Annotated in this window: 19 protein-coding genes; 11 read left to right on the top strand and 8 right to left on the bottom strand. The window is 57.3% G+C overall.

The genetic code is table 11. The features are described 5' to 3' along the window. Positions 1–194: 194 nt before the first annotated feature. Positions 195–1,763, bottom strand: a complete 1,569-nt coding sequence (rny, locus tag RISK_RS16030; protein WP_047815334.1) for a ribonuclease Y — start codon at positions 1,761–1,763, stop codon at positions 195–197. A gap of 294 nt (positions 1,764–2,057) precedes the next feature. Between rny and tilS the strand changes: the two genes are divergently transcribed. The 3 genes from tilS to RISK_RS16045 all read left to right on the top strand — a co-directional run bounded on the left by tilS (position 2,058) and on the right by RISK_RS16045 (position 6,581). Beyond that, positions 2,058–3,242, top strand: a complete 1,185-nt coding sequence (tilS, locus tag RISK_RS16035) for a tRNA lysidine(34) synthetase TilS (protein WP_236696365.1) — start codon at positions 2,058–2,060, stop codon at positions 3,240–3,242. A 202-nt stretch (positions 3,243–3,444) separates the two neighbouring features. Then, on the top strand, positions 3,445–4,266 hold the full coding sequence (locus RISK_RS16040; RefSeq protein ID WP_047815336.1) for an ATP-binding cassette domain-containing protein: 822 nt from the start codon (positions 3,445–3,447) through the stop codon (positions 4,264–4,266). Then, entirely contained in the window at positions 4,263–6,581 is a 2,319-nt protein-coding gene (locus RISK_RS16045) for an ABC transporter permease subunit/CPBP intramembrane protease (protein WP_047815337.1), read from the top strand. Before RISK_RS16040 ends, RISK_RS16045 begins: the two co-directional genes overlap by 4 nt. Before the next feature lie 42 nt (positions 6,582–6,623). Here RISK_RS16045 and RISK_RS16050 read toward each other — a convergent pair whose 3' ends face one another. Both RISK_RS16050 and RISK_RS16060 read right to left on the bottom strand, forming a co-directional pair. Next, entirely contained in the window at positions 6,624–8,063 is a 1,440-nt protein-coding gene (locus RISK_RS16050; protein WP_236696366.1) for a hypothetical protein, read from the bottom strand. A 427-nt stretch (positions 8,064–8,490) separates the two neighbouring features. Further along, positions 8,491–9,375 carry a glycosyltransferase family 2 protein gene (locus RISK_RS16060; protein WP_047815373.1) on the bottom strand — a complete coding sequence of 295 codons (885 nt, stop codon included), beginning with the start codon at positions 9,373–9,375 and terminating at the stop codon, positions 8,491–8,493. 1,293 nt (positions 9,376–10,668) lie between these two features. On the opposite strand from RISK_RS16060, the gene mdh reads away from it, so the two are divergent. The 4 genes from mdh to hisB all read left to right on the top strand — a co-directional run bounded on the left by mdh (position 10,669) and on the right by hisB (position 14,430). Further along, positions 10,669–11,616, top strand: a complete 948-nt coding sequence (mdh, locus tag RISK_RS16080) for a malate dehydrogenase (protein WP_047815342.1) — start codon at positions 10,669–10,671, stop codon at positions 11,614–11,616. A gap of 331 nt (positions 11,617–11,947) precedes the next feature. Further along, positions 11,948–12,586 (top strand): hypothetical protein, encoded by a 639-nt coding sequence (locus tag RISK_RS16085; protein WP_047815343.1) that lies wholly within the window; start codon positions 11,948–11,950, stop codon positions 12,584–12,586. A gap of 150 nt (positions 12,587–12,736) precedes the next feature. Further along, the gene (gene hisC, locus RISK_RS16090) at positions 12,737–13,825 is read left to right on the top strand and encodes a histidinol-phosphate transaminase (RefSeq protein WP_083435005.1); all 1,089 of its coding nucleotides are present in this window, start codon (positions 12,737–12,739) and stop codon (positions 13,823–13,825) included. Beyond that, complete coding sequence (gene hisB / locus RISK_RS16095; protein WP_047815345.1) at positions 13,822–14,430, top strand: imidazoleglycerol-phosphate dehydratase HisB; 609 nt, start codon at positions 13,822–13,824, stop codon at positions 14,428–14,430. The genes hisC and hisB overlap by 4 nt, the downstream gene beginning before the upstream one ends. A 53-nt stretch (positions 14,431–14,483) precedes the next feature. Here hisB and tsaE read toward each other — a convergent pair whose 3' ends face one another. Then, entirely contained in the window at positions 14,484–14,987 is a 504-nt protein-coding gene (gene tsaE / locus RISK_RS16100; RefSeq protein WP_047815346.1) for a tRNA (adenosine(37)-N6)-threonylcarbamoyltransferase complex ATPase subunit type 1 TsaE, read from the bottom strand. Between the two features lie 32 nt (positions 14,988–15,019). Continuing rightward, entirely contained in the window at positions 15,020–15,211 is a 192-nt protein-coding gene (locus RISK_RS16105; RefSeq protein ID WP_047815347.1) for a hypothetical protein, read from the bottom strand. A gap of 378 nt (positions 15,212–15,589) precedes the next feature. Here RISK_RS16105 and RISK_RS16115 point away from each other — a divergent pair, with 378 nt between their 5' ends. Both RISK_RS16115 and RISK_RS16120 read left to right on the top strand, forming a co-directional pair. Beyond that, the gene (locus RISK_RS16115; protein ID WP_047815349.1) at positions 15,590–16,030 is read left to right on the top strand and encodes a hypothetical protein; all 441 of its coding nucleotides are present in this window, start codon (positions 15,590–15,592) and stop codon (positions 16,028–16,030) included. A gap of 136 nt (positions 16,031–16,166) precedes the next feature. Continuing rightward, positions 16,167–17,474, top strand: a complete 1,308-nt coding sequence (locus RISK_RS16120; protein ID WP_047815350.1) for a hypothetical protein — start codon at positions 16,167–16,169, stop codon at positions 17,472–17,474. Here the strand turns inward: RISK_RS16120 and RISK_RS16125 are convergent. The 3 genes from RISK_RS16125 to RISK_RS16135 form a co-directional block, all read right to left on the bottom strand. After that, entirely contained in the window at positions 17,455–19,005 is a 1,551-nt protein-coding gene (locus RISK_RS16125) for an NfeD family protein (RefSeq protein ID WP_047815374.1), read from the bottom strand. The genes RISK_RS16120 and RISK_RS16125 overlap by 20 nt on opposite strands. Before the next feature lie 4 nt (positions 19,006–19,009). Next, positions 19,010–20,809 (bottom strand): TrkH family potassium uptake protein, encoded by a 1,800-nt coding sequence (locus RISK_RS16130; RefSeq protein WP_173442688.1) that lies wholly within the window; start codon positions 20,807–20,809, stop codon positions 19,010–19,012. A gap of 72 nt (positions 20,810–20,881) precedes the next feature. After that, positions 20,882–21,571 (bottom strand): dioxygenase family protein, encoded by a 690-nt coding sequence (locus RISK_RS16135; protein WP_449314168.1) that lies wholly within the window; start codon positions 21,569–21,571, stop codon positions 20,882–20,884. Positions 21,572–21,844: 273 nt separating this feature from the next. Between RISK_RS16135 and RISK_RS16140 the strand changes: the two genes are divergently transcribed. Continuing rightward, positions 21,845–23,332: a hypothetical protein gene (locus RISK_RS16140; protein WP_047815351.1), complete on the top strand. Its 1,488-nt coding sequence runs from the start codon at positions 21,845–21,847 to the stop codon at positions 23,330–23,332. 411 nt (positions 23,333–23,743) lie between these two features. Continuing rightward, positions 23,744–24,838, top strand: coding sequence for a DUF1559 family PulG-like putative transporter (locus RISK_RS16145; RefSeq protein ID WP_047815352.1), 1,095 nt, complete (start codon positions 23,744–23,746; stop codon positions 24,836–24,838). Positions 24,839–24,968 lie beyond the last annotated feature (130 nt).

Here is a 24,968-nt window from a genome sequence, read left to right on the forward strand (position 1 = left end):
GAGGGTAGCCGTCGGCAAGCGATCGCGCCACCGATGGACACGCCCCCCACGGCGGGATGGAGAGTTGATGGAAGCTCGTTTTCCGGGGGTACGCTGCTACGCAGCAACCCCCGGCTACCATCTGAAATCCCTACCGGGATGAAGAAAGACAGAAGCCGGAAGAAAAATTGCATTCGCTATCGGAACGCCAATTCTTACTTCGCGGTGTTGGTGAAGCGAGCTTCGCGGACCACGGTGACTTTGATTTCACCGGGGTAGGTCAGTTCCTTTTCGAACGTCGAGGCGATGTCGCGGCAGATCGCAGCGGCTCGTTCGTCGCTGACCTGTTGGCTGCCGACCATCACTCGCAATTCGCGCCCCGCCGAGATGGCGTAGGCCTGCTGCACGCCATCAAAACGTTGAGCGATCGATTCCAGCTCTTCCATGCGCTTGACGTAACGTTCCAGCGATTCACGACGGGCACCGGGCCGAGACGCACTGCAGGCATCGGCGGTGGCGACCAACATCGTGTAAGGAAACTCCGTCACGATTTCGTCGTGGTGGCCCTTGGCGGCATGCACCACTTCATCGTTCTCTTTGCTGCGACGCAGCAGGTCAGCACCGATCTTGGGGTGACCACCTTCCAGTTCGTGATCGGCGGCTTTTCCGATGTCGTGCAGCAACCCACAACGACGCGCCAAATCCCCATCCAGACCAATCATTTCAGCCATCATGCCGGCCAGAAACGCCACTTCCACGCTGTGCCGCAACACGTTCTGGCTGTAAGAGGTTCGGAAGTGCAGCCGCCCAAGCATTTCAATTACGCGATCATGCAACCCCGACACGTTGACTTCGCTGGCAGCCTCCTGCCCCTTTTGCAAGATGAACGACTGGATCTCTTTGCCAGCCTGCTCGACCGTTTCCTCAATCTTCGATGGATGAATCCGGCCGTCGGCGATCAGTTTTTCGAGTGACATCCGCGCCACCTCACGGCGGACCGGATCAAAGCCACTGACCACGACCACACCAGGGGTGTCATCGATGATCAGATCCACACCGGTGGCTTTTTCAAACGCTCGAATGTTGCGACCTTCGCGGCCGATGATCCGGCCCTTCATGTCATCGGTCGGCACCCCCACGGTGCTGGTGGTCGTGTCGGCGGTGTGCACCGACGCGTAACGCTGCATCGCCGTCAACAACATTTCGCGAGCCTGGGCGTCGACGCGTCGGGCCAACTCACGCTGATGCTTCAACACCGTCGAACCGATTTCGTGTTCGAGGTCTTGCCGCAACGACTGCATCAATTTCTCAGCGGCTTGCTCTTCTGTCATGCCACTGACCTTCTCGAGTGCCCGCTGGCTTTCTTGAACCAAACGATCCAGTTCGGCACGTTGCTCGGTCAGATTTCGCATTTGCGCGGCGAGACGCGTTTGGCTGCTTTCCAAACCACGCTGGGCTTTGCGCAAGGACTCTTGACCGGAGGCCAACTGGTCTTCGCGAGCATCCAGTTTGCGATCGCGAATTTGTTCCGTTTCGCGCATCGCTGCCACTTCGCGATCTGCATTGGCCTTGATAGCCAATGCGTTTTCGCGAGCGTCGACGATGATTTGATTGCCTCGTGTTTCAGCTTCTCGGCGTGCGGTTTCGAGAACCGCTTCGGCTTCGGCCTCAAGCCGTTCGCGGCGTTTGACGGCCTGACGCTGGATGAAGGCCAGGACGGCAGCAATACCGAGGAAAAAGAAGAAGAGGCAATAAAGGATGGTGGAGGCGAGTTGCGGATTCATTAGATTCTCGAAGCCGCTTGTTCATCCCAGGCGTGCACCGAAGGTCGAGGTGGTGCAAAACGCCTTGCTTCACACATGATCGCAGCGACACCGGGTTGGCAAACAGAACGCCAACGGTCGCAAAGCGAGGGAACAGCAGATAAATTATCAGCCACATGAGCAAAACGTCCAATGCAAAGCACGGGATTGAAAGCGGTGGTGTTAAGACGGAATCGCGAGTGTAACCGACCCAACTGACGCAGGAAACGGACACGAGCCCCTTGGACGCCCCCATACCACCAAATGATCGGCCACGTGCATCCACCCCATCCCGACGAGCCCTCCCATTTCAACGCGACCGCCCACTGGCGGTCCTTGCAGGATGCGATTCGCACTTCGTGGCCCAACCGGCACGGCCGATCCTCCGACGTCGCAACCCTGGTCGGGTGCAGCGGCGGTGCGGACAGCGTCGCGCTGATTCGACTGCTCGCGGAACTGTGGGCGGAGGACTCCGCTGCGATCAATACCACGGAGCCAAACCGGACTCGCGTCACCGCCCCGTTGATCGTTGCCCATTGCAACCATGGCCTTCGCGGCAAAGAATCCGATGCCGACGAAGCATTCGTCCGTGAACTCTGCCAGCAACTGCAATTGCCCTGCGTGACACATTCCGTTCGCCAGCCGAACGAAACCGCCGCTTCACGCCCAGCCAGCGACGAACGCACCTTGCGTCAAATCCGTCGTGAATTTTTCCAACAAACAGCGCAGCAACATGGCTGCCGGTACGTGGCGTTGGCTCATTCTGCCGACGACCAAGCGGAAACAATGCTGCACCATTTCATTCGCGGCACAGGCCCCCTGGGGTTGGCCGGCATCGCCGAAACATCGGACCTGGACACGGACCTGGTTGTGCGGCGTCCGCTTCTCCAAGTCCGTCGCGAAACGCTGCGAGCAGGGCTTCGTGAAATCGGACAACCCTGGCGGGAAGACGCCAGCAACCAACTCACTCACTACACCCGCAACTGGCTTCGGCACGATGTGCTGCCACTGATTGAGGACCGGTACCCAACCGCGGTTGAGGCAATTCACCGCGCCGCTCAACTGCAACGCGAAACGAATGAGATGATGCGTCGACTGGCTCACCGCTGGCTGGAAATGCACACTGAGTTGGGTGAAAATCAATGGATCGTTCACACGCGGCGATTGGCAACCCCCACCCAAGCCCACTCACACAACCGTGAGGTGGCAACCATTCAGGACTGGATGACCGAGCGTCCGATCATCGTCACGGCGAGCCAATTGGCATGGGACCAACTGGGTTGGCCGCGAGGCTCCATGACGATGGAACATTGGCAGCGACTGGCGATGCTTGCGTGTGCAGCGACCATGACACCCCCACCCTCCGATTCCATCAACCATACCGGCCCTTTTCCTGGAGGGATCTTCCTGGATCAGCAAATGGATTGCCTGGTCTTGCGGTGCCCAAGCCCCGCCAACTGACGGTGCCCTCGACACAATCCATTCGACCGGACCAAGCCCAACAAACGGTCCATCACGTCGTCGGTTTGACTCCTGCGGCCCGCATTCAGGGAATGGAATCACGCCTGACACGCCGCTGAGAGTTACGGTTCCCAAAGGAACCCACGTGCAAGCGCCGGGAACCGCTGACTGACCGTTTGCATTCGAGCCTGGCTGATACCTCATGATTCATGTCCAACACCTGTCGAAGGCCTACGAGGACCTTCGTCGGGGACGTTTCTTGGCCGTTGACCACATTTCATTTTGTGTCCAACCGGGAGAAATCTTTGGACTGCTCGGCCCCAACGGCGCCGGAAAAACCACGGTCCTGCGGATCCTCTCGACCGTGCTGCGTCCCAGTTCCGGGATCGCCACGATCAATGGCTACGACGTGTCCCATGAGCCGACCGAAGTCCGTCGCCGCATCGGTTTCGTCAGCAACAACACCGCGATCTATGACCGCATGACAGCCTGGGAGATGGTCGGTTACTTCGGCCGCCTTCATGGCATGCAACGCGACGAACTGAACGATCGACTCGAAAAGTTGTTCAGCCAACTTCGGATGAATGAGTTTCGCGATGTTCCGGGCAGCAAGATGTCCACCGGCATGCAGCAAAAAGTTTCGATTGCTCGAGCCTTGGTGCACGACCCGCCGGTGCTCGTGTTTGACGAAGCAACGCTCGGACTGGACGTGCTGGTCGCTCGCAACCTGCTGGAAGTCATTCGCGAATTACGAGACGCGGGCAAGTGCCTGATCTTTTCGACTCACATCATGAGCGAGGTGGAACGGTTGTGCGACCGAATCGCGATCATGCATCGCGGACGCATTTTGGACTCGGGCACCTTGGGTGAACTGGTCGACCGGCACGAAGAAGAAAACTTCGAAGAACTGTTCTTCTCGCTGCTCAGCGAACACGAAACCGCCGAAGCCAACGAACAACACGAAGCATCCCAAAACGACCAAGACAGTGGCCAAGTGCTCGCTACCACGGAGGCAGTGCAATGAGCGAATCATCCCAACAAAAACGCGAGCGGGCCGCCAAAGCCAATCGACCGCGACTGGAAACCATCGGCTTGATCTACGCACGCGAAATGCGAGATCAATTGCGAGACCGTCGCACCCTGTTCACGATCATTGTTCTGCCGATCTTGCTGTATCCCATCGTCGGAATGCTGCTGCTGCAGATCGCGCAGTTCACCCAACAACATCCGATCTCGGTGTGCGTGATCGGAATGGAACATGTCCAAGCCGCCGCGACTGGTGACATCCCTCCGCTGCTGGTGGAGAAAGAAGCGGAAGACACCGACACGCCAGAGAAAGCACTGCCACAGTACCGATTTGCCGATGCGGTCTCCGAAGATGTTCGCAACGTCAACGTGACGACTTTTCGAACCAGCGAACTGGCACGCACCGGTGATTTGAGCGAACGAAGTGAAAGCTGGGTTCGCGACGGCATCTATGACTGCGTGATCTGTTTTGAAACACCTCTCTCAGAAACCAGCTCAACCCAGCCCAACCAACAAGGCACCATCGGGCTGTTTTACAACGTTGCCTCAGATCAGTCTCTGGTCGCGAGAGAACGCATGGCCTCGATCTTGAATCACTGGCGTGGAACCTGGGTTCGCAATCGATTGTCCTCGGCCGGGATGGAGCTTTCGGTCTTGGATCCGTTCCAAGTCCGTGACGTCGACATCGCTCCCGAGCGAACTCGCGAAGCAGCGTTTTGGAGCAAGCTTCTGCCTTTCATCATGCTGATCTGGGCGATGACCGGCGCGTTCTACCCTGCGATCGACTTGGTCGCTGGTGAGAAAGAACGTGGAACGCTGGAAACGTTGCTCTGCAGCCCCACGCTTCGAAGTGAAATCGTTTGGGGCAAGCTCGGCGCGGTGATGTCATTCAGCATGATGACCGCGATCCTCAACGCCTGCTCGATGCTGGTCACCAGCACGTTTGTGTTCAACCAAATCGCGATTGGTCCCGCGGGCGGCTCCATGGGAACGCCGCCCTTGATCCCGATGCTGTGGTTGTTCGTGGCCCTGATTCCGCTGTCAGCCTTGTTCAGCGCATTGGCTCTCGCGGTCGCCGCCATGGCACGCAGCAGCAAGGAGGGCCAGTACTACCTGATGCCGCTGATGATGCTGACACTGCCACTGGTCTTGCTACCGATGTTGCCAGGCACGACGCTGAGCTTGGGCACCAGCTTGATTCCCGTCACCGGGATGTTCTTGCTCGTCAGAACTCTGGTCGAGGGACACATGGTCGAAGCCTTGACGTACGTTCCGACCGTTGCACTTGTCACGGGCATTTGCCTGTGGTTGGCCGTTCAGTGGGCCCGCCGCCAGTTCGAATCCGAATCCGTTTTGTTTGGTGATGGCGACCAGTGGGAACTCGGGGCTTGGTTCCGACACCTATGGCGTGACCGCCAATTGGCAGCCACTCCCACCGTCGCCTTTGGATGCGGAGCCGTGGTGCTCGTCGGACTCTTCTTTGGCAAACTAGCCGTGACCGAGATGCCAACCACCTTTGCGGGCATCGCGACGCTGGTCCTGATCCCCCAACTCGGATTGATCTTGGCTCCGACGTTGTTGATGTCGGTCATGCTGACCACCTCTCTGCGCACCAGCCTGCGACTCAATCTTCCAAACTGGCGAATTTGGCCGGTCATCGGCGTGCTCTGTGTCATGCTTCATCCGCTCTACATCCAATTGGCTGGATGGATCAGCGCGATGTACCCACTCAGTGACCAAGCGGTCGAGGCCATGCTGCCGTTCACTCAGCAAATCGCATCGGCCCCGTGGACATCGGTGATCCTGTTGATGGCGTTTGTGCCTGCGATCTGTGAAGAGCTCACGTACCGCGGATTCATCTTTGGCGGACTGGTCCGCGGCGGCCACCCGTTGCGAGCCGTCTTGGTCACCGCGTTGATGTTTGGCATCTCGCATGGCGTGCTTCAACAATCCATTTCAGCCACGTTCATGGGATTGCTGCTCGGCTGGATCGCACTGCGAACTGGAAGCGTGTTGCCAGGCATCGCGATTCACTTCTGCAACAATGCCCTCTCGGTGTCGCTGCAACGGGTCACTGAATTGGATCTGCCGATCTTGAATGAGCTGATTCAAAACTCGGCCAATGGACCGGCGTACCATCCTTACTGGACGGCATGTTGCTTCATCGTTTCCGCCGCTTGCTTGGCTGGAGTTTACCGAATCACGCAAGAAGCGGATTCCATCAACAGCCATGATGCGCTGGCTGATCGCGTGAGCTTGGGCAGCAACGTCACCGACCCAGCCTTGAAGCGACTTTCACCGGCCACGCAATGAACCGCTGCCCACGGACCGACGACTGGTCTTGTTTCGTCTTGCTTACCAATAGCCACGTGGTTGGGATGGCACATCGTTCGGAGCAGGAGCCGATTGAAACCCGCTGATGCGTCCCGAAACCCGGGGTGCATCTTGACCAACAGGCAGCCCTGATTCATCGACTCGTGGCGTTCCCGGCACACTCCCAATGGAATCATTCAACGTGAGCGGACCGCGAGGCGGTTGAAGCAACCAAAGCATCTCCAGCGTTTGGCCGGAGACTGGCACCGACACGCTGTGCGGAGCCGCGAACAGACGCATCAATTGAGTCGCTGCAATCTGTTGAGGACCGGTCCTCACAATCGGCTGGCCCCCAGCGCACAACATCGTTCCAGGCGGCATCTTTTCAAACCCGCGCTGACTGTTGCACAAGCCCTCCATCGCGAGCTTGCCGTCGTACAAATCAAAGTCGATCGCAATCAAATCAAATGGAAAGTCATCCGGAACCGCGGTGGACAACTGGCACCCCAAGTCTTCTGCCAAACGCGGCAACAGCGACGCAGAGATCCAGCCACGTGTGATCTGAACCACCCCGTCGACATCCACCACGCCACCAGGAACAATCTGGCAACGGTTCAACTGCAACGATCCCTTGCCGACCAAACGATGCGGCAAGAACTCCGTCATCCTCGCCATGTCGATGTTCTCGATTCGAGCGCTGCTGAGATCCAACATCCAAACCAAACCAGCCGCCCCTGCTCCAGCTTGACTGGGCACCTGAGACAGCTTGGCTGCACCATGGAACGTTGCCTCGTCGCCCAGTTTTTCAAACGCGGGATGATAGCCCGCCAACCAGGCAAGTGGTGCGTTCAGTTCGCCGGTTCGCAACGCAACGCTGGTTCGTGGCTGCCCCTCATCACGGCGACGTTTGATTTCAATTTCCATCGGTTCAATGTCGGGTCGTTCCCCCGCCAGCATGCAATACAAAACGGCGGAGACTTCTTTCTCGCCCGGTAAGATTCTGCCGTCCAAATCACGAACCGTGATTTGAGAATGCGCGGACTGGATCGTCAGGTCATCAGCGGCCAACCGAATCGGATGCAGCGTGTGCTCGGGCCGACAAAGAAATCGGTCATGAACCAACTGCCACACGTCGTCGAGATACTCCGCGCGAATCTCAGGTTGGCTCAACCGAACGATCGTGCGGTCGTCCTCTTGCACCCAGGAAACAATCCGAATCCGGCCGATCGATTGCTTGGTTTCATTGTCCCGCAATTGAACGTCGCCCAGCTGCCATGTCGTTGGGCTGACGCGTTCCAGCGAACCGATGCGAACATCCAAACCAGTTTGCAGCGCAAGCGTGGCTTCCGTCGCCCGGATGCATCGGCGGTGATACCACGGCGACCACATCACGAGGATGATCAGCATCGTCACGCAGGTCGGAACCGCGCAGCAGGCAACGAACAAACCTCGAGCCACGGCTCGCATCGTCCGTTCGTGCATTTGGCGAATCCTTCGCACCGCATGGGGTGGGCTGACGAAAACGGATTTCCAACAAGACAACGACCTGCGCTCAATCGCTGGTCAGCGTCCGCGAAAGCCCATCAGTGAACTGGCTTTCGAGACCTCGTCGAGTCTCCGTTTCACGATTGCGACCATACCCAACTCGGCCTGGAAAAGAACAGATCGAAACGGGGTCGAATTCCCCCGTCTGGAAGACGATTCCGCGACCGCCCAGGGCCGTGAAACAGACGGCCACAAGCGTTTCTTTTTCACGAAACAACCACTGCGTGAAACACCTGCGACGTGAAACCCAATCGCTTCATCCTGTCGTTCTGTTCAGCCGCCCAATTTGAAGCCTCTGTGCGGGATAACCCTGCATCGCGATCCGTTCGCCTGCGCTACTCCGCGTTGCAGCCCCGCTCGCAGATCATCGACGGAGCAATCCGTAACGAAAGATGCACCCCAGAGCAGCGACCCCGTCCCGCCAAGTGATCTTCTTGCCTTCGTCGTACCAGCGGTGGTGGTAACGAATGGGACGCTCTGTGAAACGCAACCCTTTCCGCGCCCAGCGAGCCGTCAACTCGATTTCAATTCCGAAGCGGTTTTCCTTCAACTGCGGCAGAATGCCCAAGAAACTCTCACGGCGAGCCATCTTGTAACAGGTTTCGACGTCGCTCAAACGCGGCCCGATTGCCACGCTGGCTAACCAAGAAATGAACCCGTTGACGGCCTGATGCCACCACGGCGAGACCTGGCGATCGCAATGACCGTAGCGCGTGCCGTAGACCACATCGGCTTCCCCAGCCAACAACGGTTGCAACATGACCCGAAAATCGCCGGGGTCGTACTCACTGTCCGCGTCTTGAATCACAACCACGTCGCCCTGAGTGGCTTCAATCGCTGTGCGGATCGCCGCACCTTTGCCTCGGTTTTCCGCGTGTCGTATCAGTGTGACATTGTGGTCACTTTGATATTGCTGCAATGACTCCCCGGATCCATCGTTGGAACCATCATCCACCACGATGATCTGCATCGGCAGGCCGGTGTTGCGCAACGAGTTCAGCACCGACTCCACGGTCGAGCACTCGTTGTAAACCGGCACAATCACCGACAAGCAAAACGAGTCGGGCAGGGGATAGATCGACAACGCGCGGCAAGCGTCCGGCCCCATTGTTTGGCGCATCCGAGCAACGTACTCATCGCTGAACCAGTAACTTGGTTCAACGGCAGAATCGGATCCCGTTGAAGCAGGGTCCAAATGCGTTTGCGATTCGTTCGAAACGAGTTCGGAAGACGCGTTCAGTTCGTTCACGTTGAGTTCACCGGGTGCCACGGCGGCGATGACGCAACGTCATCGAATCATCCCATCGGACAACATGCCGCAACCAAGAAAAGGAAACCTGTTTGCGTGACATCATACGCGACTTCGCATGTGCGATGTTGCGACTTCGCATCCGTGCCTGATCGTGCCACGGTTCCCCCTTGGTTGACAAAAAAAACTTCACCCGAACGAGTCGCAATTTTCAAGGTCAAATCAATTGACCGGTCAACGCGAATGTTTTTTTGATCACTTTGTTGTTGACATCGATGGTTCACCACGCCAAATTTTCGCTCGCTTGACCCACACATCTTCGATCCCTTCACAAGCTTGTGAAGCGGTTGCACTGAACGTTCTGTTCAACCGATTGTGGTCGATGATTTGTCTCTTCCAACGGAGTGTGTTCGATGCGGTTTGCCAGAATTTCTTTTCAGTCTGTCAAGCACCGATCGCCTCACACTTTCTTCGACGTTCCCCTTGGACAAGCGGGGTCACCGTCCGGCGTCATTTGATTGACACGGCAACTTTCCATTGACTGAATCATGGCGAAGGGCTTCGCCATGTTTTTGTTCGTCACAACGAGTGTGATCGATACACGGGAGACGGTTTGGACTCCACATCGCAGTTTGAATACTTCGATTGACACGGACGTCACTCCCTTCATTTTAATGTTGCCCAACGATGCTTCTTGATTTCTCTCACGCAATCAAGGTGCATTGGTGAACTTGAATTCCGATCGCCGACAAGGACTGTTCGCATCGGGTAACAATTTGAATTGGTAACAGAGCGACGCCAGTTTTGCAGGAAGCAAAACTGGCTCGTTTTTTTCTCTCAGGCAACTCGCCTCTCGCCTGGCTCACCTGACTGCCGGGGCATAGAACATTCCCGCTCGGAACACCTTGTTTCCCCCGGGCAATGAGATCGTGCAGTTTTTAAATGCCGTGCTCGCGAGGTTGAATTCACCCTCCTGAACGCAGTTGGGGAGGGTCGGAATGCGAGCGTTCAGCGAGAATCCCGGGGAGGGCATCACCCGCCGCGTCCCATGCCCGGCCCCGCTGAAAAACGATCTCAAAATCCGCATGACCTCCATTCGTTGCGACGGCGTTTCAAATCGTCGAATTTCTCGGCGAGGCGGCCTCCTTCTGCGATCGCCGTCAGCCCCACCGGCGTTTCTCAATGGCTGCCCAGCTCCCTCGCGTGCCCTCTTGACGCTCAAATCACGGATGCCACCATAAGTGCAGAATTCACCCAATCAGTCCCCGCACACCTTCACCCCAAAGAGTTCTCATGCGTCGCGCTAAAATCACCATCGTCGGAGCCGGAAATGTTGGTGCCACCTGTGCTCATTGGTGCGCCGCAGCGGAACTCGGCGATGTCGTTCTCTTGGACATCCCACGCACCGAAGACATGCCTCGCGGCAAGGCCCTCGACCTGATGCAAGCCTCGCCAATCATGGGGTTTGATTCGAACATCGTCGGCACCACGGACTACGCCGACACCGCCGACAGCGATGTGATCGTCGTCACCGCCGGACTGCCTCGCAAACCAGGCATGAGCCGCGACGATTTGTTGGCCACCAATGCGAAAATCGTGACCAGCGTTGCCGAAGAAATCAAAGCCACCAGCCCCAACGCGGTGATCATCGTCGTCAGCAACCCGCTCGACGCGATGGTGCAGCAGATGTTCAAAGTCACCGGCTTTGAACCCGCCAAAGTCATCGGCCAAGCTGGCGTCTTGGACACCGCTCGCTACCGCACGTTCCTGGCAATGGAACTGGGCGTCAGCGTGGAAGACATCAGCGCCTTGTTGATGGGTGGCCACGGCGACACGATGGTTCCGATCCCAAGCTGCACCAGCGTGGGCGGCATCCCCGTCACCCAACTGATCTCCAAAGAACGCTTGGACGAAATCGTTGACCGGACCCGCAAGGGCGGCGCCGAAATCGTTTCCTTGCTGAAAACCGGCAGCGCTTACTACGCTCCCGCCGCGGCTTGTGCCCAAATGGTCGAAGCGATCGTCAAAGACAAGAAACGCGTCGTCCCTGTCGCTGCTTACTGCGATTCCGAGTACGGCGTCGGCGGCTACTACGTTGGCGTTCCAGTGGTGCTGGGCAGCGGTGGCGTCGAACGCATCATCGAATTGTCGCTCACCGACGAAGAAACCAAGGCCTTCCAAAACAGCGTCGACGCGGTCAAATCGCTGGTTTCGACCATGGACGGATTGCTCGCTGAATAGAAGCGACACGCTGAATCGCCCCGCCTCATTCAGGCGGGTCACACCAGATGGGCTGATTTGACGATCGCCAAGAGAGCATTCCACCCTTTTGAGTGGCAGGCTCTCTTCTTTCATCCTGCGGATCGATTACGCTAGTGGTCCGTGACAGCGAATGGTTCGGGTAGCGAAACTCGTCAAGAGTTTCGACTGGCCTCATTGCCCGGGTAGCGAAACTCATCAAGAGTTTCGGCTTGCTTGACAAATTCCCGAAAGTCTTGATGACTTTCGCTACGGTAGTCCCCCCTACATTTAGCCGCACAGTCCCTTCGCTTATCTCCTCGGAGTCTTCCCGATGAAACGCCGTTGCTTCCACCTTTTGATGGCTGCCGCCCTGGCAGTGGTTTCCGTCTCGGCCCACGCCCAAGACGAAGAACTCCCCAAGGCATCGCCTGCGAAAGCCGAACCGACCAAGGCGGTCCCGGTCCAAGCAGCCGAGATGTCTGCCAAAGCCCGTCCACTCAGCGTGACCGTCGGCCTGGTCAACGATTCCAAAATCGAAGGCACGCTGACCGACACGACTCAGCTGCAAATGCAGACGTCATTCGGCACCGCCAGCATCCCCTTGTCGGAAGTTGCCGGCATTCGCTTTGCCTCCGCCAACGACGCGACCACCACCGTGGTCATGCTCAACGGTGACTCGATCACGGGAGCGACCGATGTCAAACTCATCACGGTCGAAACCGAATGGGGAACCGCATCGATCAATGGCCCCAGCATCGCCTCGCTGATGTTCGTTCCTGGTTTGAACTGGAACCCTTCCGACGGCCTGAACGGAAAACGCTGGAACCTCAGTGACATTCAAAAGCAGGACACCCCTTCACGCCCCACAGTGAATTCACCGACCGGCCAGTCCAGCAATCGGGCGCCAAGTCCCCAACGTCCTGGCACAAGCGTTCCCTCGATCAACCAACAGTTCTTCCCGAACCGGTGAACCTGACTGGCCGCTTGGCGGTCACTCCAATTCCACGATGTCCAACCCAGCATCCCATTTCGGCTTCGCCCGGAATGGGATGTTGTCATGAAATGACTACAATGCCTGTTCCCCGCCGGCCCTTCCGACATTCTCCTTCGAGCTGATTCGTTGCAATACCGTCCCGCGCTATCCAAGATGAAACCGTACATCCCGGGGGAACAACCGCCACCGGGCAAATTCATCAAGCTCAACACAAACGAGAACCCCTACCCACCTCCGGCCCCGGTGGTCTCCGCGATCCAGTCCGCCGCAACCGGACCGCTGAACCGTTACCCCGACCCCATGGCGACCTCGTTCCGACGAGCCGCCGCGGATGCGTTGGGATTGCCTGGTCCGGAATGGGTGCTCGCCGGCAACGGCAGCGACGAAATCCTGACCTTGCTCGTTCGCGGTTTTGTTGGCGAAGGCGAGTCGCTGCGACTGCCTTACCCCAGCTACATCCTGTACCGGACGCTGGCTGACATCCAAGGTGCGAACTGGGAACAAGTCCCATTCAACGATCCGTGGGAACTCCCGCAGTCATTTGGCGAAAATCGCGACGACCTGAAACTGGTGCTGCTGCCCAATCCAAACAGCCCCAGCGGAACGATCGTTTCCAAGAGCCAGATCGCCGAACTTTCCAATTCGCTCGACTGCCCGCTGGTCATCGATGAAGCCTACGCGGACTTCGCGGAAGAGAACTGCCTGGACCTGGTGCAGTCCAACGACAACATTTTCGTCACCCGAACACTCAGCAAGTCGTATGGCCTGGCAGGCATCCGGTTCGGGTTCCTGGTGGCTCAACCACATGTGATCGCGGAACTGACCAAGATCAAAGACAGCTACAACTGCGACGCGATCTCAATCGCCGCCGCGACCGCCGCGATGGGGTGCCAAGACTGGCTGGCCGATGTCGTTGCCAAAATGAACGTCACCCGAGAACGATTGACCGTCGGCTTGCGAGCACTTGGATTCGACGTGACACCATCGCACGCGAATTTCGTGTGGTGCCGCCACCCCGAAGGAAAACACGCCGAAATTCACCAGTACCTCAAACAAAGCCAGATTCTGATCCGATACATGGACTTCCCCGACTGGGGCGATGGATTGCGAATCAGTGTCGGGACCGACGAACAAATCGATGCGTGCTTGTTGATGATCGAGCGTGCGATGCAATCTCTCAACCTTACTCTTCCCGCCCGAGCGGACTCGACATGACCCCCTCCCACTCCAACTCGTCACGCGAAGTCAGCCTGGAACGCAAAACGGGCGAAACCGACATCCAGTTGTCGGTCAACCTCGACGGCAGCGGTGCTGGCAAACGCAAGTCCGGGATCGGCTTTCTCGATCACATGCTGGACCTGCTGGCCAAGCACGCCTTGATTGACTTGACCGTGGAAGCCAAGGGCGACCTGCACGTCGATGATCACCACACGGCCGAAGACATCGGGATCGCGCTGGGCACCGCGGTTGACCAGGCTCTCGGCAATCGCGCCGGTGTACGTCGCTACGGACACTTCACGTTGCCGATGGATGAGTGCTTGGTCACGTCAGCGGTCGACATGGGTGGACGCTACGCGTTTGAGTACCACGCTCCCATCGCGGCCCCCAAAATTGGAACCTTTGACAGCGAATTGGTCGAACACTTTTGGCAATCGTTCGCCGTCAATGCGAAGTGCAACCTGCACGTCTTGTTGCACCACGGCAGCAACGCTCACCACATCAGTGAATGCGTTTTCAAAGCCACCGCGAGAGCGATCCGGATGGCCGTTGAAAGCGACCCTCGCAGCGATGCAATCCCGAGCACGAAGGGCGTGCTGTAGGAATCTGTGCTGATCCGTTCAACGGGGCGGGGCCCATCGCGCCGCCCGGACGGTCAACTTCTTGGTTGAAGATGATCGAGGACACGCTCGACCCATTGCCAACGCTCAGGGTCGGCGCAACGAAGCTGAATTTCGCGAGTTCCGGACTCAGGTGAATCCGCTTGGATCTCGATCTGCATCCAGATCGCTTCGGGTGGCATCGCTTCTGCAAACCGATCAGCCCATTCGATCACGGTCCAGGCGTTGGGTTCTTGGTAGCACTCCTCCAACCCCAATTCCCACCATTCGTCTTCATCACCGACCCGGTACGCGTCAACGTGGTGCAGAGTGTGCTGTTTCGCCCGATAAGTTCGGAGCAAGGTGAACGTGGGGCTGGTCACTTCAGACGAGTCCAATCCCATCGCGCGGGCGAGTTCCTGCGTCCAACGTGTCTTGCCAGCACCCAGTGTTCCGGTGACGGCAAAGCAGACCGGGAACGCAATCGGCTCGCGAACAAAAGCGTCCGCGAGCCGAGCGAGTGTGTTCAAATCAACTTGGTCGAGTGTGACCAAATTCAATCCTCTGACTTCAATTCCAGTGGGGCGGAAACTCAGGGAGTTTCTGCGGTGCCGGTCACGTTGTCCGAAGGCATTTCAGCAGCGCCAGTGGCGTTGTCGCTGACAACAGGAGCTGCGGTGTCGGTGTCGACGTCCACGTCAGCTGGTGGTGCTGGCGGTGGGCAACCAACGGTCGTGGCCAGCAATGCAAGTGCGAATACGCAGCGAAGAGTTTGTTGAATCATGGTGACTCGGGAAGGAGAAAGGTGGGACAACTTGTGATCGATTCGGCAACCCGAATTCGGTTTCCAACCTCTAGATTAGCAAAACGTTCATAAATTGCACCCTGTCGTTGCCAGAATCCATCGCAAGAGCCGTTTCACGGCAATCTGCCAACCCTTGCAACCCGCGTAAACCTTTTTTCCTCCCCAAAGTTGCCGATAAAAACAGCTGTCACGACTGCTTTCAATGTGCAAACCAACGCGTTCGTTTGCGCCGCCAAAATCGATCTGAGCCGCCCGCACCCCGCTTTTATCCTGGGAGAATTGATCAATCCAAAGCAGCCCACTCGGCAGGCCGGACGATACCACCAACGAAATCAGTCCATTCGCTGAGGTTTACCTATGAAATCGACCGTCCCGTATCTATTTGCTTTGTTGATTGGCGCAATCATGGCCCCAGCCGCTTCGGCACAGGGGCTGGACGATCTGTTTTCAGCGTCGCCGCAGCGTGACACGCCTCAACGGAACGCCGAACGCTTGGCACTTCCGCCAATGGCACCCGCCGTCGCCGAAGCCGCTCCCGAAGCAGAACCAGTGAACAGCCCCTCGGATCGCAAACTCGTCCATTCGCCGGGCTCCGCCGCAGAAGCAATCCCCTCCTTGGCGATGCAACTGCGACAAGCACGTGCTCTCGAAGCGTCTCGTCAACGACAAGCTCGACTGGAAGCGTCTTACTGGGCGAGCAATCCCAACTTGCGTCCTGCCTGGGACAGCAACTTCGGCCAGTACCAACACCGCAACCGAATCATCTACTACGTGCCTTCGTACGTTCACACGCGATGATCGCGAAGTTGCCAGCGGCCGACCGCTGCCTTTGAATTGAGGTCGCCGCTCGCTGACGGAATGCCGGCTCAACGAGGACTGGACGGGTGATTAAAATGGATCCCTCCCTTCCAGTCCAACGAGGCTCCGTGCCGTTTTGACTCAGCCTCGCCAAACCCTGATCACCCTGTGTGGGTTTACCTTTTTGACCTCCGCAACCTATTCGGTTGCCAGGGCATTGGGAGTCAGCCTGTTCATCGCACGGATGGGCTCCGAGGCACTGCCAGTCGCTCTTGTCGCGTCGGCGGTCACCGTGATCGCCGTGTCTGCGGTCACCCACCTGATCAACCAAAGATTCCCTGCACGCTTCAGCGTCATCGGCAGCTGGATCGGTTTGGCATCGGTCACCGCTTGGCTGACCGCGATGATCTCGGTCGAGCATCATTCGCTTGTCTTGCTGGGTGTTCTCTACGTGATCGCGGAGGTGCGAGGCTGCGTCAACACGATCTATGCGACGACGTTGGTCAACAATGCGTTTGCATCGTCGACCTCCAAACGCCCCTTTGTCCTGGTTGCCGCCGGCGCTCCGATCGCCGGAATTGCGATGGGAGCGGCCATGGGATTCGGCGCCTCCGTGCTAGAAGACACCACCTGGCTGAAGATCATCATCGGCTTGGACGCAGCCACGATCGTGTTGCTGCGATGGATCCCCAATGTCCCCGCGATGTCAGAGAGACCGACGCCCGTTCCCAACTCGGGAATCGAACCCTCCCAGCGTCGGATTTCCAAGAACACTGGTTCGATGAAGCGGCCTCCCGCCAGCCAAACAATCTATCGTTACCGCTATGGGTTGATCAGCCTGATCGCCTTCAACGTTTTTGCCGTCACGATGGTCGACTACCAATGGAAGGTGATTGCAGGGGAACACCTGCTCGTGGAACACAAACTGCTGACCTACTTTGCTGGCTTCTATGCCATCAATGACATTCTGATCGTCCTGGTCCAGTTCACCGTCGCGACCAAAGTGCTCGATCGCTACGGCATCGGAATGCCGCTCGGCGCCTACCCCTTGCTGCTCAGCATTCTCGGGCTGATCGCGTTGATCAACCAATCCCCTGCGGTGTTGATCCTGCTGTTCACGCTTGGCCAAGGCCTGACCGTGCTCAAGCGATCACTTTACGAACCCAGCATGACTTCTGCTTATGCGATCCTGCCGCCCAACGTTCGCAACGAAACCATCCTTCTGATCAAGGGCGTGGTCAAACCTTTGATTGAAGCCGTGGTCGCCGTGGGTTTGCTGTTCCTGGCGTCCCGCATGAATCCCAACCAAATCACATCGACTTGGTTGGCCGCATTGATCCCCTGGTTCCTACTATCCAGCTGGGTCGCGAGCACCTACGAGAAATGGATGCCGTCCCCTCCCGACAACGACACTTCCGGCGAGCTCAAACTTTCCGAACGGTGACACGAGCCCCCTGCTTCCCGACCACACGAACTTCCGTTCCGGGGTCGATGTAGTCCCCCTCGGTCACAACGTCCACCGCGTCATCGCCAAACTGAACCTTGCCACTCGGACGCAGAGGCGACATTGCCGCTCCCGTGTCACCGACCTCCACGCGCTGCCAAGCCGGGCCACTGACCAAGGTGGCGCTGGCGCCGCCATCGGCAGCCACCATGACCTGTGGACGAAGCGTCAATCGACTCAGCCCCGGGATCTCGCCGAGATACTTCGCCATCACGGCCAAGCAAACCAGGAAACCTAAGAATGCCCCCATCACCGTCATCATGTCCGCAGCCAACGAAGTCCACTGAATCTCGTTCTCGGGCAACGTGAATCGACGCGAAGCCATCACCAATGCCCCCAGTGACAACGCCAACCCACTGATCCCTGCGACACCAAATCCGGGAATGACAAAGATTTCTGCGGCGATGAACAGGATCCCCGCAAGAAACAAAACCACTTCCAACCAACCCGACGTCCCACCCAAAAAACGCGCCCAGAAAAACAACCCAAAACACAGCACGCTGGTCAAACCGCCGATGCCGATCCCGGGTGCCGACAACTCAATTGCAAGTGCGACCAACCCGATCAACAACAACAGAAACGTGACAAACTGAGTGTTCAACAGGAACACCAACGTGTCCGTCCAACTGCGTTCCATCTCGACAATGGGTTCTTGCAAGTTCAAGACCTTTGCCAATTCGTCTCGACCCTCGACGGTCTGATCCACCATCCCAAGCTCCACCCCACGACGACCGTTGACGGTGAAGAACATTTCCGTGCCCGCTTCCCGAATCGGTGGGCTGAGCTCCCATTGATCGGCGTCGTCTTTGGATGCCAAATCCTTGTCGGACAAATAGAGTTGCTCTCCTGTGTTCTTGTTGGTCGCTTGATAGACGACCATGTCTTTGTCCGTCATCTTTTCCGCCAACGCGAGTGGTCGCCCCGTGGCCTCGGCAGTGTCGCGAACTTTCTGGGCCAGCACACTGCGACTCTTGGCCGGCGTGTAACGAAACGCACCGTCTTCGCCCATCACGATCTCGCCAGCATCTCCCATCCGAGCGTCGGGACGCATCAAAATCGTGTCCGTCGACAAAGCCAGCAACGCGGCACCACTGATCGCATCCTTTTCGATGTAAGCCACCGTCTCGACGTCCTTGGCTTCCAAGACCATGTCCATCAACTCAAACGTCACCGAGGTGAAACCACCGGGCGATTGAATGTCCAGGATGATCACATCGGCGCCAGATTCGACCGCGGCTTTGAACTTGCGTTTGAGCAATGCACCACTGAGTGGATTGATGTCCTCTTTGAACTCAATCAGCACCCCACGACGCTTTCCTGATGAGGCGTCACCCATCGCTGACTGCGCCAAGGCAGGCGTGCACGAAACAAATGCAATCGCCATCACAACCACCGCGAACAACGCACTCACGTTTGTCAGCGGAGCAAGATTGGAGGCACGAAGCGTTGCGTGTGATTGGGTTGCAGTCATCATCTCATACCCTTCGCCAAAACGACGGAACAAATAGCAGCAGCACACTGAAGATCTCGACTCGCCCCAGCATCATCAGCCACACGAACAACAACTTGGCGCCCTGGCTGAACCCGGCGTAGTTCCGGGTGGCTCCCACAACGCCCAATCCCGGACCGATGTTGTTCAAAGTCGCCGCGACCGCACTCGCGGAATCGAGCAACTTCTCGTCCAGCGTCCCACGCAACAACTCTTTGCCAGCCTGGGATTGGTCGACGATCACCACTTCTTCACCGGATTCTCTCGCACGGATGGATTCATCCACCACGTCTTCGAGAGGCGTGTTGGTCATCACAACTCCCCACGTGGAATTGGGCTCAAAAGTGACCAAAGCCAACCAGGACATCACGAAAATCGCCAACACCATGCAGAAGTACAACAAAATATTGTGTGCCAACTGAGGGTCATCGACCGCGACACCACTCACTCTCAAAGGCCGGACCACACGAGGGCGGTGGGCGCGCTCAATTTCCAATCGGAGAATTTTGTAGAACAAAACATGCCGGATCACCTTCATCCCACCGCCCGTGCTCCCGGCACATCCCCCGACGAACATCAACAGCAGCAAAATCCCCCGACCAAAGTTATTCCACTCGTCAAAGTCTGCTGTCCCGTACCCGGTCGTCGTGATGACGGAAACGACTTGGAACAATCCGTTTTGAACCCCTTTGGCCAGCGTTCCAAATCCCTCGTCCTCCGCACGCAATCCAAACACGACCACCCCTACAGTGACCACGCCAATGACCATCGCAAACGTTCGAAATTCCACGTCCTGAAAGAGTCGTCGCGCGGCCGTCAGCGGCCGCCGCGGGATATCCAACAGCATCAAATACAGCAACGTGAAATTGGTCCCTGCCAAAATCATGAACAACACCGTCGTGTATTCAATCAACGGACTGTCAAATCCGCCCAACGAGCGGTTGTAGGTGCTGAAACCGCCGGTTGCCATGGTTCCGAAAGCGTGACACAGAGCATCAAACGAACTCATGCCCTCGAACATGTAAATGAGAGTCAGCAAGATGTTCAGCCCCACATAGATCGCCGCAAACACCAATGCGGTGTGCTGCATCCGTGGCATGCTGCCTTCCTTGGTTGGCCCCGGCATCTCGGCTCGCATCATCGCTTTGCCCGCCGACCCTTGCCCTAGGATTGCGACAAACAAAACCACGATCCCCAATCCGCCCAAAAAGTGCGTCCATGATCGCCAGAACAAGATGCAATGCGGGACCAGTTCAGGCGTTTCTAAATCCGTCAGAACCGTCGCACCGGTCGTGCTGAAACCGGACTGAGATTCAAACATCGCTTCGATGAACGTGATCGGCGAATCCTCCGCGATCATCGTGCCACTCAGAAAATAGGGCAGAGCCCCCAGCACAGTGGCACTGACCCACGACAGACCCACGATCGCCATCGCCTCTTTCTGGTAGAGCTCTCCCCCACCGCGATAGCCACGGCCCAGAAATCGGAAGAACGCCCCCACAAAGAAACAGATCGCCATGCTCGCCAGCAAACCACTCGCCGCCGCCGATTCAAACTCCGTCGCCGGAGGCAAATGCGTTCGGTTCGCAACGCTCGGAAATGCAAATGGCAGACTGAACGCCATCGACCCGCCAATCAACAGGCAGATCGTTCCCAAAAAACGAAACAACAACGGGAAATTCAACGACGACGCCTTTTCGACGGGTGGTGAAACGGTGGCAAAGGGTGCAATCGACGAATGCCCTTGTTCATTGCCGACCGTGGCAATTCGGACCTTGTTACCCAACCACCCCTTTTTTAGCAACTCTCAGTTTCTAGCAACTCGCTTGAGTGACTCACTCAGTTCGATCGCTGGCGTTCAACCGTCGGCGGGGGTCTGTCCCAGGATCACATCGAACTGGCAAGCCAATTCACCGATCTTGGACTCGTTCATTGGCTTGAAATCAGCCACCAACAACTCGCGTCTGGCTGGATCCGTCACTCGGCGGAAAACACCATCTCGTTGATTGCCTTCATGCCCCCGAATCAACAACTGGGTCGTCAGCAAATCCTTGTCGCCCTGCTTGACCTTGATGTGAATGTGGGGGGCAGGGCGTCCGGGGTAGGGCACTGGCTTGATCGTGCGAAAACGATACCCGCCATCGCTGGCCGTTTCGAAACGCCCAAACCCTTGAAAGTTCTTGTCCTGCTGGTCTTTCTTGCCGTTGCTGTCACGCGTGTGCAGATAAACCGCGTTGGCATCGCATTGCCAAATTTCAATCGTTGCATTGCGAACCGGCGTCCCCGCCGCAGTCAGCACCCGGCCAGTCAGATGAGTCACCTCACCAACCGCCGGGGTCGTGTGATCACCCATCACGATCAAATCGTTGTCCTGATCCAATGGCAATCGATCGGGGTAAAACGGACCTTCGGTCAGTGGGGGCGTTGGCTGAAGCAACTCTTCAGCAAACAACCCGGGCGTCGTCCACATTGCAGCACCGCCGATCGCCATCGCAGATCGACTCGCGAACCAACGTCGTGACATCATCTTCGTGTTCATCGCGATCACCTGTAGGAATTTCGAACTGCACTGGATGAGCCAATCCCGCATCATTGGTCAATCCCACATTGTAACGAGTCTCAGACAGACACCGCAGCACCTCTCTGCGGCCACCCGCAAGCGGCGTCAGAACGGCTCTCTCGGTTTGTAGCGATTGCGACGGCCCCAAACGCGTCACCCGTGCCCGCGTTTGCCCGACCACAAAAAAGAGCTTGGAGGTCCCCGAATCGTCACCTAGATGTTGTTGTGATTTAGGGCCATTTTTCCAATCGGGCAAACAACATGAACAACGAACGTCCTTCGACCGAACGCAAAGCACTTCAAATCAACCTGGATCCGCGGCGGTATGGTTCGTTTGCCGAGATCGGAGCAGGGCAAGAGGTCGTGCGTTGGTTCTTTCGCGTCGGTGCCGCCGCAGGCACAATCGCCAAGAGCATGTCGGCCTATGACATGGCCGTCAGCGACGCGATTTACGGCGAGTGCCAACGCTATGTCTGCCGCCAGCGTCTGGATGACATGCTGACCCGAGAACACACGCTGAACATCGAACGATTGAAGGAACAACGCGGCGACTCGACCGCCTTCTTCGCGTTTGCTGACACCGTTTCCGCCCGCAACTACCACGGCACCAACGAGTGTCACGGATGGATGGGCATCCGATTCCAAGCTCACCCGCGGGATGAAGACAGCCAAATCATTCTTCACGTCCGAATGCTGGACAACAACAACGCGGCCCAGCAAGAAGCACTCGGAATCGTCGGAGTCAACCTGCTCTACGGTGCCTTCTTTCTCAATCATGAACCCGACCAGTTGATCGAATCGTTGCTGGACAACCTCAGCACCCAGCGCATCGAAATCGACATGATCGAATTTTCGGGCATCGCATTTCGACATGTCGACAACCGTGTGATGAGCCTCCGCCTGGTGCAACTGGGACTCAGCAAGGCAGCGATGTTCTCCGCCGATGGCGAAGTCCTCCAGCCCGCCGAAGTGCTCTACAAAAAACCCATTTTGGTGGAACGCGGCAGCTTCCGGCCAGTCACCCACGTGAACTTGGACATGATCCAAGCGGCCCAAAAGAGCTTTCGCAAAGAAGCAGACGTGGATCCCAATCAAGTCGTGACACTGGCGGAGATCACGATGCGGAACCTCCGCGCCAACGGCGAAATCGACCTGCAAGACTTCCTTGCCCGAGTCGACACGCTGGCGGCCTGTGGCATGACCGTGCTGATCTCGGACTACTTCGAGTACTACCGATTGGCCGCCTACCTGTCGCAATACACCAAGAAGAAAATCGCGATCACGATGGGCGCCGGCAGCCTGCACGAACTCTTCGAAGAAAAGTACTACACGGAACTCGATGGCGGCATCCTGGAATCATTCGGCAGGATGTTCAAAAACGACCTGAAGCTCTACGTCTACCCGTTGATGGACCGCGAAACCAGCGAACTGACCACCGTCGAGAACCTTGAGATCGCGCCGGAACTACGGAAGCTTTACGACTACCTGGTGGACAAAGGCTGCATCGAGCAATTGCACGCTTACAACCCCGAACACCTTTCAACATTCTCCCGTGAAGTGTTGAAGATGATCGAATCCGGCGATGACGAGTGGAAAAAACACGTTCCCCAAGAGGTCGCGACCGTGATTCAGAAACGTGGCATCTTCGGCTGCAAATCCCACGCTCCGGAATCCCGACTCGCCGCCATGGTGGCGCCCATGGGAGCTGCCTTCAGCAATGTCCCGGCCCCCGGGGCATTCGCCACCTGATCCCGTCGAGGCACCCCACCTGCTTCGAACCTCACCTCAACGAAACCACTCCACGCCACGGCGGATCTCCGGATCTTCCGTGGCGTTGCTCATTCCGGCAGCTGCCTCTCGTCACTTCCCGACCCAGAAATCGCCCTCCCCCCTGACAAACCTCAAAAACCACTGACCGACACGGCTCCCAGAAGCCCCTCAAGAACACTTCTAACGACAACTAACCAACCGTTAACAGCCGCCCGCTCAAAGCTAGCACTTCTCTCACACTTCCTTCATCCAACGTTAACAACCGAGCCATCTTCATCTGCTTTAATCCCCGCGCTCGATTGCGGGGAGTGAAAGAACCTGATCCCCGGAGCCTCCATCCCGATTCATTTCAGCAACTCATTTCTCTTCTCCTGAGAGCTCTCAAAAGTCATGAAATTCCAACATCCCCGCACCTGTGATCAGCGGACTTCCACGCGATCCGGTTTCACCTTGGTCGAACTCTTGGTCGTGATCGCGATCATCGGCGTCTTGGTTGGACTGCTTCTGCCGGCTGTTCAAGCCGCTCGCGAAGCCGCCCGCCGCATGCAGTGCCAGAACAACTTCAAGCAGTTCGGCATCGCACTTCACAACCACATGGCCGCCTTCGGATCGTTTCCACCCGGCAATGTCAATTACGACGAAAGCGGCAACCGCTTCAAAACCGGCGGCTGGCAGCACGGTCAGAACGAACTGGGATGGCACTGGTTGCCAATGTTGTTCCCCTACATGGAACAACCCGGTGTCTGGGAACTGATCACCCGCTGCGAAGATTCCGTCACGGGTCACACCATGAACCCCTGCGATCACTGCGAGTACTTCGCGGAATTCGAACACATCGGTCGCGAACAACTCGGTTCATTCGTTGCCTGCCCATCAGCACCCGGCGTGACCAATCAATTTTCCGACGGCAGCTACGGCCTGGAAGCCTTGGCAAAGGGTTCCAACTACGCCGCCAACTGGGGTTCAGGGGACATGCTGTCCTGGGAAAGCGACCAGACCTCCGGAGCGTTCGGCACCTACTACGTTCACCAAGATGTGATCGTCAAAGACGGCATCGCAGGTGACCGCTTTCAGAACCGCAATGGAATGGGCAGCGAAGACTTCCTGGACGGCATGAGCAACACGATGGCGATGAGCGAAATCCTCAACCATGACTCGAAAACGGACATCCGTGGTACTTGGATGTCGCCTGCCATGGGAGCCACAATCTTCTCCGCTTTCACCGGCCCCAACAGTCGCGAAAAAGACGTGTTGGCTGCCTGCGATGAAACCATCCCGGAAGACAAACTGAATCCATACTTGGCTTGCTTGGAACAACGCGACACCGCCGAAATCTGGGCCGCTGCTCGCAGTCACCACACCGGTGGCGTCAATATCCTGATGGCAGACAGCTCCGTTCGATTCATCACTGACTCAGTCGACAAAGAAAACGTTTGGCATCCATTGGCAACTGCGAAGAACAGCGAAGTCTTCGAAATGCCCTGATCGATCGGACGCCATCAAACCAGCCCTCCTGGCGTAAGCGGGTCGGCAAGAATGATCGGGCATAACCATGTGAGCCGTTTGGGCGTTAGCCCCGGTTGTACGTGGAAACAACCACGCTTGCCACGATATT

Origin of the sequence: Rhodopirellula islandica (assembly GCF_001027925.1) — a bacterium.
In the GTDB taxonomy this organism is placed as follows: Bacteria; Planctomycetota; Planctomycetia; order Pirellulales; family Pirellulaceae; genus Rhodopirellula; species Rhodopirellula islandica.